This window comes from Flavobacterium difficile, from assembly GCF_011392115.1.
GTDB lineage: Bacteria > Bacteroidota > Bacteroidia > Flavobacteriales > Flavobacteriaceae > Flavobacterium > Flavobacterium difficile.
In genome coordinates this window covers 46,109-62,359 of the sequence record NZ_JAAJBT010000003.1, presented here as the reverse complement: position 1 = coordinate 62,359, position 16,251 = coordinate 46,109, and the positions used below count along the sequence as shown (strand labels likewise).

The following is a 16,251-nucleotide window of genomic DNA, read 5'->3' as shown; positions in this document are numbered from 1 at the left end:
TCAATCAAATATAATAAAAAAGGTGCTAATTCATTTTTAGCACCTTTTTTATTTATATAACTTTTACCCAACTCGCTATTGCTTTGGATTTCTCCACAATTTCTTCTATTGGAGTTTCTAAAGTATCATAATTTAATACTACACCCATTCTTCTGTAAGGTCTAGAAGTGGGTTTTCCGAATAATCTAAAATCAGTTTTGGGTTGAAAAGCTACATTTTCAATTCCTGTGAAAGTTGGATTTTCTGAATGTTCTGATGCTAAAATTACAGCACTTGCTCCCGCTCTTTCTTGTGTGATTTCGAAAATAGGTAAACTTAAAATTGCTCGTAAATGCAATTCAAATTCGTTGAAATTTTGAGTATTGGCTAACGTTACCATTCCAGTATCGTGTGGTCTTGGAGACAATTCTGAAAAATAAACGCCTTCATTTGTTAAGAAAAATTCTACTCCAAAAAGTCCGGCACCACCTAAAGCTTCAGTTACTTTTTTGGCCATATTTTGTGCTTCCAAAATTGCTGCGTCTGAAACACGAGCGGGTTGCCAACTTTCTTGATAATCGCCACGTTCTTGTCGGTGACCAATTGGCGCACAAAACAATGTAGGTAAATTATTATTTTGAGTGACAGTTAACAGTGTAATTTCGGAATGAAAATTAACGAAAGCTTCTACAATTACTTCTACAATATCGCCACGAGAACCTTCAACAGCATACTTCCAAGCTTTTTCAATATCTTCTTGAGATTTTATGGTAGATTGCCCTTTTCCAGAAGAACTCATTAGAGGCTTTACCACGCAAGGCATCCCGACTGCTTCAACCGATTTTTGTAATTCTTCGAAAGAAGTGGCGTAACGATATTCAGCAGTTTTCAAACCTAATTCTTTCGCCGCTAAATCGCGAATGGCTTTACGATTCATAGTAAAATTAGCTGCTTTTGCAGAAGGCACCACTGTTATTCCTTGTTTTTCATACTCATAAAAACGTTCCGTTCTGATGGCTTCAATTTCAGGAACGATGAAATCCGGTTGGTGTTTGGCTACGATTCGATCTAATTCGGCACCGTCTAACATATTGATCACTTCAAAACCATGCGCCACTTGCATAGCTGGTGCGTTTTCATAACTATCAACCGCAATAACCGTTTGTCCGATTCGCTGTGCAGCGATTACAAATTCTTTTCCTAGTTCTCCTGAACCTAATAGTAGTATTTTTTTATTCATCTTTTGTTGTGTTATTACTTCAAAATTTGTTTTTCTAAATTGAATATTCAACATGTTTAAAACTTGGAATATTGAAGTACGAATGTTGAATATTGAATTGGATATGCGTTAGGGAGTGCAGTGAAAATCCTTTTATTTTTCATAAAAGATTGTAACGGAAAGCCCGACCTGAAAGGGAACGCCCAAAATATTTAAATTAAAAAAGCCCCAAGTTTCCAAGGGGCAAATATATTAAGACACAGCGTCTTTGATTCTTTTGATGGCTTCAATTAGCTGCTCTTCGCTAGTAGCATATGAAAGTCGTAAACAATTTGGACTTCCGAAGGCATCACCCGTTACTGTTGCCACATTCGCTTCAGCCAATAAATACATAGCAAAATCTGTAGCATCTTTAATTTCAGTTCCTCTCAACGTTTTTCCGAAATAATCTGAAACATCTGGAAAAACATAAAAAGCGCCATCAGGATTATTTAATTTGAAACCTGGAATTTCTTGCATCAATCCGAATACTAAATCGCGACGTTTGTGAAACGCATCCACCATATATTTAATTTGAGAAGGATCAGCTTCCACAGCCGCTTTTGTAGCACGTTGCGCGATAGAATTCGCCCCACTAGTGACTTGACCCTGCATTTTTGTACAAGCTTTTGCAATAAATTCTGGAGCGCCGATATAACCGATTCTCCAACCTGTCATAGCGAAAGCTTTTGCCACTCCATTTACTGTAATGGTGTTATTCTCCATTCCTTCTATAGAACCGATTGAGCAGTAACTTCCAGTATAATTAATGTGTTCGTAAATTTCGTCTGAAACTACGTAAATGTTTGGATGTTTTTTAAGAACGGCAACTAATGCTGTTAATTCTTCTTTACTATAAACAGAACCTGAAGGATTACATGGTGAGCTAAACCACATCATTTTTGTTTTAGGTGTGATAGCTGCTTCTAATTGTGCTGCAGTAATTTTGAAATTAGTCTCTACAGAAGTTGGAACTTCAACTGGAATTCCGCCTGAAAGTTTGATGATTTCGAAATAAGACACCCAAAAAGGTGCTGGAAGAATTACTTCATCACCCTCGTTTAGCATGACTTGAGCAATATTGTATAACGACTGCTTTGCTCCTGTTGAAACAACTATCTGATTTGGGGTGAAATTTAAATTATTATCTCGTTTAAATTTGGTACAAATCGCTTCTTTTAAATCTAAATACCCATCTACTGGTGGATAAGTAGAATAATTATCATCGATAGCTTGTTTGGCCGCTTCTTTGATAAAATCTGGCGTATTGAAATCAGGTTCGCCTAAACTTAAACTAATAATGTCTTTTCCTTGTTGTTTTAACTCTCTAGCTAATGCTGCCATGGCTAAAGTTTGTGAAACTGCAAGATTGTTAATTCTTTCAGATAAAATGTTGTTCATGCTATGTAGTTAAAAAAAATTATATAAATAAAGAAACGCGATAAATCGCGTTTCAACAAATTATGCTAATTGTGGTTTCTGACCTAGTTCTTTCAAATGTTTGAAATGTGCGATTACGGCACTTCTCATCGTTTGGTATTCAAAATATGGTAAATCACATTCAGCAGCAGTTTGTTTTACAAATTCTGCAATTTTACCGTAATGAATGTGACTAATATTTGGAAAAATATGATGTTCAATTTGATGATTTAATCCACCAGTGTACCAATTAACGATCCAATTTTTTGGTGCGAAATTTACAGTAGTTAATAATTGGTGAATGGCCCAAGTATTTTCAATTTCTCCTTCTTCATTTGGATGCGGATTTATAGTATCATCTGTAATGTGAGCCAATTGAAATACAATACTTAAAATCATTCCCGCCGTATAATGCATAGCAAAAAATCCAAGTAAAATTACCCACCAACTTGCTACTCCAAATAATAAAGGTAAAACAATCCAGAAACCAAAATAAACAATTTTTGAGATAACTAAACCTGTCCATAAAGTAGTTGGATTTGGTTCGCTCCCGTAAGACAATTTTCTTTTTAAGTAACCACCCATTTGTTTAAAATCGGTAGTTAAACACCAGTTTATAGTTAATAAACCATATAGAAAAATAGAATAATAATGTTGAAAAGCATGAAATTTATACCATTTTGCTTCTTTTGTAAAACGAATTACACGACCTGCGTCTAAGTCTTCGTCATGCCCAGGAATGTTAGTATAAGTATGATGTAAAACATTATGTTGTACTTGCCAATTGTATACGTTACCAGCTAAAATATAAATACTTCCACCCATAATTTTATTTAACCATGTTTTAGAAGAATAAGATCCGTGATTTCCATCATGCATAACATTCATACCCACTCCAGCCATACCAATACCAATAACCACTGATGCTAAAAGATAAACTAGAATAGGTAATTTTATAAAAAATATAATAAAAAACGGAACAAAAAACAAAGTAAACATAATCACTGCTTTTAAGTGTAATTTCCAGTTACCTGTTTTCTCTATTTTATGCTCTTTAAAATAATCGTTTACTCTTTTATTTAAGGTTCTAAAGAATTGATTTTTGTCTGTTCTTGAAAAAGTTGGGGCCTTTATTTCCATATAATTTTTATTATTTAATTCACAAATGTACTAATATTTCTCTAAAAATAATTATGATAAATATCATATCATATAAAAATTGTATTTTTGCAAAAAATAAACAAGAATTTGGAACTGATTTTAAAATATTTCCCTGATTTAACGCCATTACAGATTGAACAATTCACAAAATTATATGATTTATATAATGACTGGAATTCGAAAATTAATGTAATTTCTAGAAAAGATATTGATGAGCTTTATTCTAGACACGTGTTGCATTCTTTAGGAATTGCAAAAGTTATTCAATTTAACCCTGGTACTAAAATTTTAGATGTTGGAACTGGTGGAGGTTTTCCTGGAATACCATTAGCTATCTTGTTTCCTGAAACACAATTTTATTTGATTGACATTATTGCTAAAAAAATAAAAGTAGTGAATGAAGTAGCGCAAGGTTTAGGATTAAAAAATGTAAAAGCAGAACAAAAAAGAGCCGAATTGGTAAAAGAAGAATTCGATTTTATTGTGAGTAGAGCTGTAACCAATATGCCTGATTTTGTAAAGTGGATTAAAGATAAAACGAAGAAAAATTCGACACATGAATTGAAAAACGGAATCTTATATTTGAAAGGTGGCGATTTAACAGAAGAATTGTCAGCATACAAAACAGTTCAATTATATGATTTATCAGAATTTTTTGAAGAAGACTTTTTCGAAACTAAAAAAGTAGTCTATTTGCCATTGAAATATAAAGGATAAAAAAAACGGATAGTGTGAAAGCTATCCGTTTTTTGTTTCTTGTGATGTGATTAGAAAATTATTTTTTTGCTTACCTTATTTCCTTTTTCATCTACAATATTTACTAGTAATACTGTATTTGATTTTTTAAGTTTTGAAAACGAATATTGTATTTCATTCACATGAACTTCTTCTGCAATTTTTCTACCTAAAGTATCAAAAACCTCAACAGAGCTTATTTTTTCTTTACTACTTAAAACAGTTAAAATATCTTGATTGCTATACACTAAAATCTCATTTTCAATTGTCGGTACTGTATTTGTTTTCTTTTTGAATAGCAATTCAAATCGGCTATCAAAAGTACCTGTTTCTGAAATAAAACTGTACGGGTTTAATTTTAAATCCAAAATAGCATTTGTTAATTTATCATGTAAGAAAATTTCTTGTGTTTGAAAAATCCCATCTAAGTGATCGACACTAATAGCAAACAAACCAGCTTGTTGTGTTTTAAATCCTAATTTTACCTTTTCATTTTCATCAAATGGCAATGCTTTTGCTTGAATGACTAAAGGCTCATTTTCAGCAATTGAATATAAAGAAGCACTTCCATTATTGAATAGTTTTGCATCGTAACCAAAATCTAAAGCATTTGTAGCATTAGGTACAAAACCTACTAATATTTGATTGTGTTTGTTTTCACCTTCTGATAAATTCAACCAAATTCTGTTTTCAGGCTCAATAGCATCAGTAGCCTCAACATTTGAATTTCTGTTTATAAACTGATTATTACTAATTTTATTTCTCATCGAATTCGTAAAATACATCGGACTAGTTGCTAACGCATTGACATAAAAACCTTGACCAGATTGAATAAAATTATCAGGAATTAAAGTACCATTTATAGCAGCTGTTCCCCCAGTTAAATTTCTTGTAGCGAAATTATTTGCCGTATACGTTCCTGAAACTGCCGAATTTGTATTTGTCCAAAAGTAAATTGTTCCATCAATTCTTGAAGAATTACCGGTTAAAAACGACGAAATCGTAATTGGTGACGGATACGGATTTCCGATTAAATTGAATCCTAAACCTATTCCTGAATGAATTAAATTCGGATTAATTCTTCCGTTATTTGGAGTTCCTGTATAAGTTCCTGTCCAACTTGTTAAAGTAGCTGGCATGGTATTTTCGGCACGAATTAAATATCCAGTTGCCGCGTTGAAATTCGTTGTAGCCGGATTAGCCACAGCTGTATAAGCAGTAGTTGGTGTAGCTCCAGAAGAAATATAAGTATAAAATCTGTTCGCTAATGTCATTGGTGAAAAAGCTAATAATTTTTGATTGGCTACAGGTGAAGACCAAGCTGCATAATCTAATCTCTTTAAATTAGTTGTTCTTTTTACTTCTACATTTCCAGTATTTGCGATTTCTTCAATTTGAAATAAATTAGCATTAGAAGCAAATTTTAATTGAGCCGTTGCAGCTACATTTGTTGCGCCACGAACTTTTAAATTATGACCTGAAACAAAATTTACTACAGCGGTACCAGTTACGGAAACTGAACAAGCATCTAAATCTGATGAAGAAGTGTAATTTCCCGTAAAGGTAACCTGAGTATCTTCATTTGGCAATCCGTTACTCCACGTTGTTCCGTTCCAAGTTGTTGTATTTGGACATTTTAGCTGAATGTTATTTACAATTTCATTCATAGCAAAAACTACATTAGATGGTGTTAACGTAACATGGCCTTCATTAGTTGTAGGTACGGTATACGCATCAAATGCTGAAACACTTGTTCCAGTAACATTAGCAAACCAATTGTTAGTACTAGAAATTGCTAATGCACTTTGCGTAGGAATAAAATCGAATTTTTTTATAGCCATGGCATTCAAAAAACGTGTTAAAGTAGCGTTTGAACCTGCACTTGCTGCCAAAGCGTCAATATCAAATTGCCCACCAGGAGCAGCATCTAAACCTCCAGTATAGGAAAATGACCGCGCATTGGTTTGACCTGTTCCAATAGTTAACCAGAAAAACGTCCAAGCTTGTTTTCTTACTCTACTCACTCTTATATTTCCATTGGCAGCAGGAGTAAAATTTAAATCTAATAACGCTCTAGTAAATCCGTCACTATTTGGCATATCTAACCCATTAATAACTGTCATTCCAGATGTTCCTGTTGTAGTACCGTTTCCTGCGCCATTCGCAATAGAAATTTTCCTTAAATTTTGTGGAAAACCCATTGCATTTAATTCCGTTTGAAAAACATTTCTGTGAGTCGGATGTCCTGTAGGAAGTAACATTGCAGTAGTTTGGTCGAAATCAGTTAAGCTTCCACCAAGCAAATGACCTTCGAAATGATCGATAAGCATTTGTCGGGCTGCTGGACTTTTCAACATAGAATCTACAATTGCTCTAACAGTTAAATCTGCAATGTCAGAATCATATGCTAAATAATTGAACATGTGTTGCATCCCGATTGGTACATTTGCCCCTAAATGTGGAGAATCGAAAGACAGCCAAAGTCGAGTTTTATGGTCCATTCCGTTCATTTCCATATATCGTAAAGCATGGCGAGTAATTAAACCACCCATACTTGGACCGATTACTACTAATTCTTGATTTCCGACTTTATTTGCATTGATGTAATTGATTAATTCCATCATCACTTTTGCATTACGTTGAATATAGTCGACGCCGCCATCTACTACAGTAGTACCGTCTGGACGAGTATATTGAGGAAAATTTAAAACCACAACGTCATAACCTAAATTTCTTACATTGTTACCTAAATTTTGAACTGGAGCGCCATAATTTAAAAGATTGTAAATATCTGGTACTTTTCTTCCATCACCTGGATCAAAACCATCACAAACAATGATTACTTTATCTAATAATCCCGCTTCATTATCATAGAAAATCTGAAATTCTCCACGACCTTGATGTGCAGCAGTTTCTCCAACACCTTGATAAGGAATTGAGGAAGTTATTGAAGTCAGTGGCGATACGTAAAATGGAGTCATTTGAGAAATTTTTGCTGAAACGTCTAGCGGTATGGCTTTTTCTTCAACTTCAAATGCATTGCTATGAGTGAAAACTTCACCAGTGTTTAATGTCATTTTGAAAGCTATTATTTTTTTTCCAATTGTAGAATAGTTGACAATAACTTCTGAATTTTTTCCAAGAATTCTATACCCTAATCCGTCATTAAAATCGGCTTCAATTTTAGAAATATTTTTATTTGTTGTATTAAAAATTAGACTTTCGCTCAGTTTAAACACTACTCGTTTTCCTTTAATAGCTTTTAAAAGCGGTGCAATTATTCCAATAGAATGTTTATTGAAGTAAGAAATAGACGTATCTGTTATTTCATATTGATTATTGTCATTGAACACCATTTTATTGTTTTCAACTGTACTTTTTATAATGGTTTCGAATTCAGAAACTAAAACTGATATAGGCACATACTCTTTGGCAAATCCGTTTTTAGCTTCTGCTTCTAATTTTTCTAATTTTGGCAACCTATTTAAATAGTCAGCTCTTTCCATTTCATGATACACTTGCATGAAATAAAGCGGATTGATTTCTTCTTTTTTAATATCAGTAGCATGAGATACATTGGCAACTTGGTCATAAAGAATTTTTGTTTCAGTATGTTCTTTTAATAATTCAAATCTTCTTTTAGAATTACTAGCTTCTTGAGAGAATCCTAAAAAAGAAAGTAATGATATAAAAAACAAAATAATTTTTTTCATATGTAAATTCAATTAATTTATACTATGCGCGCATAATAGTTTGATGAACAATATATTAATAAATTATTAATCTGTTAACTTTTTGAAATTAAAATAGATAAAATGCAAAAAAGCGACTATAAAATGCAATAGTCGCTTCTTTTTTGATGATGAAATAAAAAATTAATTCTTTATGAATTTAGAAGAATAATTTAAACTTTCGCCTTTAAGATTTAGTATATAAATTCCAGAAGACAACCCGTCTAGAGTAATTGAATTTGAAGTAGTATTATTTTCTATTTTCGTATTATAAATCGTTTTTCCGTTGGTATCGGTAATGGTAACAACTACTTCTCCTGAAAAATCTTTAATAGAAATTTGCATTACATCTTTAACGGGATTTGGATAGAAAGTCACGTTTTTGTTATTTTCAAAAGTTGGAGCATTTAAAACAGTGTTGGTAAACGTTCCTGAAAAAATTCCTCTACCGTAAGTTGCCGCAAAAACCTTATTATCATTTTTCAAATCTAAATCTGTAACTTTTACATTACGCATTCCGTTATAGGCTTGATTCCAAACTGGGGAAGAATTGTTAAATGTATTTGTATACCAAACACCTAATTCTGTTCCAACAATAACCTCGTTTGCAAGTAATGGATTTTTTAAAATACATTTCACTGGCATATCTGGCAAATTACCTTCTTTATTCACCCAAGAAACACCAGCATTAGAGGAATACCATATACTTACCACATTATAATTATGCATAGTAACGAAAATTTCATTTTCTGAAGCGCCGTATTCAACATCTGAAATACTACCTACAAATTCAGCACCTGTTATATCTGTCCAAGCAGCTGTTCCATTAGCATTTGTAATTCTTAGTAATCTTCCATTTCTGGTACCAACTAATAAAGTTGTTGAAGCTGTAGTGTATTTAGAAACAGTTAAGGCCGTTGGAGAAGCTGTTAAAAGCGCATTAGTTAAATTCACTTTAGCAACTGTTCCCGATTTTAAATTGCTATATCTTCTAATTCTGTACACAGGAGTTGCTGCGGCTGTATCTGAATAATCAGCATATAAAATATCTAATGAAGAATCTAAAGCCATTGGACAAATAAAGGCTCCAAAATTGGTGCTTTCAGAATTAATTGTTCTTGTAGTATTTGTTGCATAATTAAATAAATTTATGCTTTGATTGTATACATAGTTAGTAATTCTGTATCTATCGGTACCAACAGTATTCTGATCGAAAAAAACATGAGCACCATCACCACCCTGTACTTCAGTACTTCCACTTGTACCAGCCGAAGCATTTAAAAACATTTGAGATCCGTTATCTTGTGCACCAGCTAGGAAATTTTCACCTGTCATACCGTTTGTTGTTGGCGCAACTGCAACAGTATAAAACTGAGTAATATTTAATCCCGTATTTCTAGAAGTAGTAGTTGTTCCTGAGTTTCCAGAGAAATATACTCCACCATCGTTACCAAAAACCATTTTAGTAGAAGAACCATTTGCAAAAGCTAATGCGTGTTGGTCTGCGTGTACTTCTTGAAAACCAAAACCACCATACCAATGCGAAAACTGATTCCAACTAATACCACCATTCGTAGATTTAAATAAATCGATACCACCTGTATATACTACTTGATCGTTGTTAGGATCTACCTCAAGCATTAAATCGTAAAAAGCTTGTCCTCTTGTAAAATCGGCAGGAGTAATTCCTGGGTCAGCATCATCTGGTAATGCTAGATTAGTAGTAGTTGTAAAATCATCTAAAGTTCTTGTCAAAATAACTCCTCCAGAAGATAATTCTGCCAAAATATAAGCTTTATTAGGAGTAGTTCTTGAAACTGCAATTTGTGTTCTATCGCCCCCTGAAATAGTATGTTTTTCGCTAAAATTTACACCATCAAGTGAGGCGAAAACCATTCCACCACCATCGCCATATAGCACACTATTGGTTGTAGAAACCCAAACTTCGTTATCAGCCGCAATAGCTATATCATTAGGACAATGTTTGCGGTTATTTGGAGTTAAAGGTAAATTTACTTCCGTCCAACTTGATCCACCATTTACAGATTTGTATAATCCATATTCAGGACCACCAAGAAAAGTGGTTGAATTTGCAGCCGCATAGAAAGCATCTCCTGCAGCTACAAAAATTTCAGAAACACCTGCATTATTTCTAATTTTAATATCATTGATATGTTGTTTTCCGGGAACAATTAAACCTGTAACACCTCCATTTGAGGGTGTTAATGTAACATTTACTTGATTGGAAAGTAATGCAGCTTCTATAAGATCTCCATCTGTTTTAGAAATCATTACAGAAGGTATTGAAATGGCTCCAGCGGAATCTGTTCCACCCATTGGCAATGGCACTCCTGGAACATTATTTATCATAATAACTGCTATTGCACCAGCATTTTGTGCGTTTTGAATTTTTTGGATAAAATTACAAACACCTCTTCGAATTAGGGCAATTTTTCCACTTACAGCCGCACCATTTGTTAAAGGAGAACAACCCAAACTTGTTGGTGAAGAAGCTCCGTCATTTACTAATACGACATTTGATGTAATCGGACTAGAAATAGATGGTCCAAAAGCAGTAGTTTCAACAGAAACATAATTTCCTGCAATTCCAACAGGAGAATTTACTGTAATATTAGAACTTGATTGAAAAACTGAAGCACCACTAATTCCACCAAACACTCTTGACCATGTAGCTCCTGAGTCAACAGATTTCCAAACTCCATCCCCATTAACATCGCCACCAACATAAGATTCACCTGTTCCTACATAAAAAGTTGTGGTATTATTTGGATCATAGGTTATGCATGATACGGCTAAATTATCTGGTATATTTACTCTTGTCCAAACAGATCCTGAGTTAGAGATATTTGTATTTTTCCATAAACCACCACTTACACCACCAGCAAAAACCGTTTCAGATGTAGCATCATTCGGGTCAAACATAACAGCTCTTACTCGTCCACCAACATTAGTTGGCCCTCTTTCAATCCAATTATTATCTGAAGCGTCACCTGGAACTCTTCCAGAAGCAAGTATATCTGCTGTTTCTTTTTGAAGTCTGTTTTTTATTATGGCTAATTTTTCGGGAGTAGGTCTACCAATAGTCGGATCCATAGTTAACTCCCACTCACTTTCGTAATATTTATTTGGAGTAATACCTAATGCTTTTCTTTCTGATTTCGATAAATGAATCGTTTTTTTAAATGGACTATTTTTCAAAAACACTTCATGTTTTTGTCTGATTAAGTCAAATTTACTATTTTCATTTTGAGCAACCGCTACTGATTTAGTGGCAACCGCCATTTTTTTAGTCGTAACCTTTTCAGTAACTTGATTTTTCTGATAATTTACTTCTTTGGGAGAATCAACCGGTGTTGTATTAACTATTTTAACTTTGTTGCTCTTAGCTGTACTAACTTCATCTTTACAACTTGTAAAAACTAATGATAGCATGCTTAAGGTAAGTAGCGTAAGTTTTTTCATGATTTTGAGGTTTTTGTTAATTCCTCAAAATTAATATTTTATAAAAAAAAAGCAAAGAAATTAGCATTTCTTTTCATTTTGTGCAATTATATTTTTGTAGCATTAATGATTTTATATATTTCAATCGCTTTTCCGTCGGTAAGTAAAGAAATAAACTGACATATATTTAATAACTTTTCATACATAGTTTCCTTGTTACTTTTATACTTTTCTGGTAAAATATCCATAATTAATTTATCATGATTGGTAGCCTTATTTTCTGAAGTATTAATATAAGCTGTAATAAAAACATCTAATAAAGTATGAATCACTTTATAGCCAATAATTTCTTTTTCTATGACTTCTTTAGATTGGTAAATGTTTTTCACACTAATAGCTATAATGTCTGAAATTTGAGCTTTATACTGACTTTTATCCATTAAAGAAACTGAAAAATCACCTTTTAAAATGTCTGATTCGTTTTCCATAAAAATCGAAACGGCATCATTAATTAAACTGCCAATGGCTAGTGCACGTAAATAACTGATGCGATCTTCTTTCGTTTTTAGTTCATTGTATTTTTTGGAATCTATAGATTTTTGCACCAATTTAATCAAATATTCTAAGGCGAAATCTTCATTGATTAATCCGAGTTTTATTCCATCTTCAAAATCGATAATCGTATAACAAATATCGTCGGCAGCTTCTACTAAAAAAGCTAAAGGATGACGAAAATAACCCACATCTGGATTCGTTTTATTCGAAATCAATCCCAATTCGGTAGCCACTTCTTGAAAGAATTTTTTATCTTGTTGAAAGAATCCGTATTTTTTATCGCAAATATTTGAGGTTGGTTTTTTAGGCAAGCTTTCTTTTGGATATTTCATAAACGTGCCTAAAGTCGCGTAAGACAAACGTAACGCACCTTCTACGCCTTCTCTACTAGAAGTTAAAATAGAAAATCCATTCGCATTTCCTTCAAAATCGATAAGGTCTTGCCATTCTTTTTCAGACACTTCCGATTTGTATTTTTGTCCGCTTCCAGATGAAAAATATTCTCCAATGGCTTTTTCTCCTGAATGTCCGAAAGGCGGATTTCCAATATCGTGTGACAAACAAGCAGCAGCTACAATCGCACCAAAATCGTTTAGTTGATAGCCGTGAATTTCTTGTAAATGCGGATATTTTTCTAAAATTTTTTTCCCAACTAACCTTCCGATGGAACGTCCTACAACTGAAACTTCTAAACTGTGTGTTAAACGCGTGTGTACAAAATCAGTTTTTGAAAGCGGAATCACTTGTGTTTTATCTTGAAGCAAACGAAATTCTGAAGAAAAAATAATTCTATCATAATCTACTTCAAAACCTAAACGGGTATCGTCTTGTTCTTTTCGTAATCGTTTACTTGTATCGCCTTGTCGTTTTAAAGACAAAAGTTGTTCCCAGTGCATCATTGGAAGTATGAAGTTAAATATTTGAAATACGAAGATAGAAATTTGGAACTATTTTGCCACGAATTCTCGAATTAAAAATTGAATTGCACTATTTAAAATCGACAATTTTGATAAGTATACGAATTATATCTTCGGAATAAAACAATCTAAAAATAAATTCGTGAATTGGTGGCTAAATTAAATCCAAAAAAAAAACCTTCAAAAAGAAGGCTTTAAAATTTACTCTTTTAAGTTAGATAAGAAAAACAAATTGGATTTCTTAGGATACTTATCGTAACTTTTATCACTTGGATTTTCAATAATGGTTTTAATATTCACTTCGTCGCCTAATTTAAATTTCGAAACGACTAATTTATAATCTAACATATAAGGTCCGCAGAAAAAATTTCCGTCGGCATCTTGCTCTATAATTCCAGTATAAACTCCTTTTTCTTTTGCCATGATTTTATTTTTTACAAAGGTATAAAAAAACAGCCACTAAAAATAATGGCTGTTTTGTATAATTTATGATATCATATTAGAATTAAGATCCACACATTTCACAATCGTCTGGACCAGCATTTTTAGCTAATTCAATCATCGCTCTGTATTCTGCAGCAGACATAGCAGAAGTAGCAACCGGCTCTACGGCTTGTACGACTTCTAATTGTTCTTTAGGCTGAATGTTCTGAATTGGTTCTGTTTTTTTGTCGTTGTTTAACGTGAATTTAATCGCATCAACAGCCGCTTTAGTACGTAAATAATACATTCCTGTTTTTAAACCTGATTGCCAAGCGTAGAAATGCATCGATGTTAATTTGGCATAATTGGCATTTTGCATGAACAAGTTTAACGACTGCGATTGGTCTACGAAATACCCACGGTGACGAGACATATCGATAATATCTTTCATCGACATTTCCCAAACCGTTTTGTATAATTCTTTTAAATCTTGTGGAATGTTTAAGTTTTGAACCGATCCGTTTTCACGCATTAATTCTTGTTTTAAGTCTTCTGTCCAAAGTCCCAATTTCACCAAATCTTCTAATAAATGTTTATTTACCACGATGAATTCACCAGATAAAACTCGACGGGTATAAATGTTTGAAGTATACGGTTCAAACGCTTCGTTGTTTCCTAAAATTTGAGACGTAGAAGCCGTTGGCATTGGCGCTACTAATAACGAGTTACGCACTCCAAATTCCATTACTTCTTTTCTTAAATTCGCCCAATCCCAACGACCTGATAAATCTGAATCTTGTAAACCCCAAAGGTTATATTGGAATTCCCCTTGAGAAATTGGCGAACCTTTAAAAGTGGAATACGGTCCTTCTTCTTTAGCCATTTCCATTGAAGCCGTTACAGCTGCAAAGTACATGGTTTCGAAGATTTCTTGGTTTAATTTTTTCGCTTCGTCACTGGTGAAAGGCATTCTTAGCATGATGAAAGCATCTGCTAAACCTTGCACTCCTAATCCGATTGGACGGTGACGTTTGTTAGAATTTTCTCCCTCAATTACAGGATAATAATTTCTATCAATAACTTTATTTAAGTTTTTAGTTACTCGTTTGGTAACCGTATAAAACAACTCGTGGTTGAAGGCACCGTTCTCCACGAACATGGGTAACGAAAGAGACGCTAAGTTACAAACTGCAATTTCATCTTTCGAAGTATATTCCATAATCTCCGTACATAAATTCGAAGAACGAATCGTACCTAAATTTTTCTGATTTGATTTTCTGTTAGCTGCATCTTTATACAACATGTATGGCGTTCCAGTTTCGATTTGCGATTCTAGAATTTTTTCCCACAATTCATGAGCTTTGATGGTTTTTCTACCTTTTCCAGCGGCTTCGTATGAAGTATATAAGGCTTCGAATTCTTCCCCATACACATCGTATAAACCAGGACATTCATTTGGACACATTAACGTCCATAAACCATCTTCTTGTACACGTTTCATGAATAAATCCGACGTCCACATCGCGAAAAACAAATCACGCGCACGCATTTCTTCTTTACCTGTGTTCTTTTTCAAATCTAAGAAATCGAAAATATCTGCATGCCATGGTTCGATGTAAATGGCAAAACTTCCTTTACGTTTTCCTCCACCTTGATCTACGTAACGTGCCGTATCGTTGAACACACGTAACATAGGAACAATTCCATTAGACGTTCCGTTTGTACCACGAATATAAGAACCCGTTGCGCGAACATTGTGGATTGATAAACCAATTCCTCCTGCTGATTGTGAGATTTTTGCTGTTTGTTTTAACGTGTCGTAAATTCCATCGATACTATCGTCTTGCATTGCTAAAAGGAAACAAGAGGACATTTGAGGTTTTGGTGTTCCCGCGTTAAATAAAGTTGGCGTAGCGTGTGTGAAATACTTTTTCGACATTAAGTCGTACGTTTCTAACACAGCTGGTAAATCATTTAAGTGAATTCCAACAGAAACACGCATTAGCATGTGTTGTGGACGTTCTACGATTTTACCATTAATTTTTAATAAATACGAGCGCTCTAAAGTTTTAAATCCGAAATAATCGTAGTTAAAATCTCTATTATATATGATGTGAGAATTTAAATATTCTGCATTTTCTTGAATTACTTTGTGTACTTCCTCTGAAAGAAGTGGCGCAGCTTGATTCGTTCTTGGATTCACATAATGATACATTTCGTTCATCGTTTCCGAGAAAGATTTAGTAGTGTTTTTATGTAAATTCGAAATCGCAATACGAGCGGCAAGTTGTGCGTAATCTGGGTGAGCAATGGTCATTGAAGCTGCTGTTTCTGCTGCCAAGTTATCTAATTCTGAAGTGGTTACACCATCGTACAAACCTTCAATAACTCTCATGGCTACTTTTACAGCATCTACTAAATCGTTTAAACCATAACACAGTTTTTTAATTCGGTCTGTGATTTTGTCAAAACTTACAGGCTCTTTATGGCCATCTCTTTTTATTACGTACATAGTTTTTGTTTTGTGAAACAGCAAATCCCTTTGCTGCTTCGGGTTATTTGTATTAATTATTTTGGCCAGAAATTTAGGCTAGTCTATAATTACAGACTT

Annotated in this window: 9 protein-coding genes; 1 reads left to right on the top strand and 8 read right to left on the bottom strand. The window is 33.6% G+C overall.

Annotated elements, in window-relative coordinates; genetic code table 11:
* Nucleotides 1-52: 52 nt before the first annotated feature.
* The 3 genes from purT to G4D72_RS06330 all read right to left on the bottom strand — a co-directional run bounded on the left by purT (nucleotide 53) and on the right by G4D72_RS06330 (nucleotide 3,796).
* On the bottom strand, nucleotides 53-1,219 hold the full coding sequence (gene purT, locus G4D72_RS06340) for a formate-dependent phosphoribosylglycinamide formyltransferase (protein WP_166076814.1): 1,167 nt from the start codon (nucleotides 1,217-1,219) through the stop codon (nucleotides 53-55).
* 231 nt (nucleotides 1,220-1,450) lie between these two features.
* Nucleotides 1,451-2,638, bottom strand: coding sequence for a pyridoxal phosphate-dependent aminotransferase (locus G4D72_RS06335; protein ID WP_166076813.1), 1,188 nt, complete (start codon nucleotides 2,636-2,638; stop codon nucleotides 1,451-1,453).
* 60 nt (nucleotides 2,639-2,698) lie between these two features.
* Nucleotides 2,699-3,796, bottom strand: coding sequence for a fatty acid desaturase family protein (locus G4D72_RS06330; protein ID WP_166076812.1), 1,098 nt, complete (start codon nucleotides 3,794-3,796; stop codon nucleotides 2,699-2,701).
* Between the two features lie 108 nt (nucleotides 3,797-3,904).
* Here G4D72_RS06330 and rsmG point away from each other — a divergent pair, with 108 nt between their 5' ends.
* The gene (gene rsmG, locus G4D72_RS06325; RefSeq protein ID WP_166077049.1) at nucleotides 3,905-4,534 is read left to right on the top strand and encodes a 16S rRNA (guanine(527)-N(7))-methyltransferase RsmG; all 630 of its coding nucleotides are present in this window, start codon (nucleotides 3,905-3,907) and stop codon (nucleotides 4,532-4,534) included.
* Nucleotides 4,535-4,584: 50 nt separating this feature from the next.
* On the opposite strand, the gene G4D72_RS06320 is transcribed toward rsmG, so the two are convergent.
* The 5 genes from G4D72_RS06320 to G4D72_RS06300 all read right to left on the bottom strand — a co-directional run bounded on the left by G4D72_RS06320 (nucleotide 4,585) and on the right by G4D72_RS06300 (nucleotide 16,152).
* Nucleotides 4,585-8,265: a T9SS sorting signal type C domain-containing protein gene (locus tag G4D72_RS06320; protein WP_166076810.1), complete on the bottom strand. Its 3,681-nt coding sequence runs from the start codon at nucleotides 8,263-8,265 to the stop codon at nucleotides 4,585-4,587.
* Between the two features lie 162 nt (nucleotides 8,266-8,427).
* The gene (locus G4D72_RS06315) at nucleotides 8,428-11,766 is read right to left on the bottom strand and encodes a T9SS type A sorting domain-containing protein (protein ID WP_166076809.1); all 3,339 of its coding nucleotides are present in this window, start codon (nucleotides 11,764-11,766) and stop codon (nucleotides 8,428-8,430) included.
* Nucleotides 11,767-11,852: 86 nt separating this feature from the next.
* A complete protein-coding gene (locus G4D72_RS06310; RefSeq protein ID WP_166077048.1) occupies nucleotides 11,853-13,196 on the bottom strand; it encodes a deoxyguanosinetriphosphate triphosphohydrolase in 1,344 nt (447 codons plus the stop codon).
* Nucleotides 13,197-13,418: 222 nt separating this feature from the next.
* On the bottom strand, nucleotides 13,419-13,640 hold the full coding sequence (locus G4D72_RS06305) for a hypothetical protein (protein ID WP_166076808.1): 222 nt from the start codon (nucleotides 13,638-13,640) through the stop codon (nucleotides 13,419-13,421).
* Nucleotides 13,641-13,722: 82 nt separating this feature from the next.
* Nucleotides 13,723-16,152 carry a ribonucleoside-diphosphate reductase subunit alpha gene (locus G4D72_RS06300; protein WP_166076807.1) on the bottom strand — a complete coding sequence of 810 codons (2,430 nt, stop codon included), beginning with the start codon at nucleotides 16,150-16,152 and terminating at the stop codon, nucleotides 13,723-13,725.
* Nucleotides 16,153-16,251: the final 99 nt, after the last annotated feature.